Below are 1,252 nucleotides of genomic sequence, written 5' to 3'. Positions count from 1 at the left end.
GAAATCGACACGAAAGACTTATAATTGTATATAAAGCTATGATATAACTAGAGTTATTAAAGATAAAATATAGCTAACAAATATACAATTGATAAGGAGAAGTTTTATAATGGATAATTTAATTAGGATACTAATATTAGCTGTTATTGGTGGATTTATAGGTTATGTCACAAATGTAGTTGCTATAAGACTGATATTTAGACCAATAGTACCTATTAAGATACCTGTTTTAAATATAGAGATAGTAGGTCTTATACCAAAGAGAAGAGCAGAAATAGCAGCAAATGTAGGTGAAATAATTCAAAACGAATTTCTTTCAATGGACGAAATACTTGCAAATATCATTACTGACGAAGATAAGGAAGAAGTTGTAAGATACATAAAAGCAAGGGTAAAAATTATCATACATGAGAAAGTTTCATTTATACCAAGTAGTATAAAGAACATGATTCAGGACTATTTAGGAGATATAATTGAATCTGAAGTGAAACAAAGTATAGATGAATTGAGCAAAAATATAATAAATAAAGCAAATGAGCGTATAGATATACAAAAAATGGTCGAAGATAAGATTAATGAACTAGATTTATATGAACTAGAAGAAATAATCATTAGAATAGCTAAAAATGAATTAAAACACATAGAAATCTTAGGTCTTGTATTAGGTTTCTTAATAGGTATAGTTCAAGGAGTAGTGACTATATTTATCTAGTTATATCTATCATGCATGTAGATACGTTTTAAAAATTTAAAATTAGTGAAAATATTATAATGTCACTATAAATCAAAAGATTAAATTAATACAAAATATAAGAATATTAGTTTACAATTGATTGAAATGAAAAATAATGGGTAATTAATATATTACATTAATGTTGATTGATGTATAACTATCTGTTATAATGAAAATATATCAAAAATTATAGTGTTGAAGAGGAAGAGTAAAGTGGAAACCATTCACAGAGAGTCTGGGTCTATGGCTGAAAACCCATGTAATAGGTCTATTTGAAAACTACCTTGGAGCTGAGCTTATTAGCAGTATTTGTTTTATACAATTTGTGAAAGTGCTCGGGTGACGACCTTATAGTCATCAAGAGGGCTGTATATATTTGTATACGCCAACTTGGGTGGAACCGCGAATTAATATCGTCCCAAATATTTTTGGGGCGATTTTTTATTACAAAAAATTTAAAAATTATCTCAATAAGGAGGAAAAAACAATGATTAAAGTTGCTTTAAAAGATGGTTCAAT

1 protein-coding gene and 1 other annotated feature are annotated in these 1,252 nt (G+C 27.4%); the gene reads left to right on the top strand.

From position 1 onward, the window contains the following. The first annotated feature begins 109 nt into the window (after nt 1–109). Nucleotides 110–712, top strand: a complete 603-nt coding sequence (locus KGF52_RS20955) for a DUF445 family protein (protein WP_227841514.1) — start codon at nt 110–112, stop codon at nt 710–712. A gap of 207 nt (nt 713–919) precedes the next feature. Then, nucleotides 920–1,157, top strand: a binding site (T-box leader). Nucleotides 1,158–1,252 lie beyond the last annotated feature (95 nt).

Origin of the sequence: Clostridioides sp. ZZV15-6597, assembly GCF_020657815.1 — a bacterium.
In the GTDB taxonomy this organism is placed as follows: Bacteria; Bacillota; Clostridia; order Peptostreptococcales; family Peptostreptococcaceae; genus Clostridioides.
Note: the sequence above shows the minus strand (reverse complement) of the source record. Positions and strands in the feature narration are given on the sequence as shown.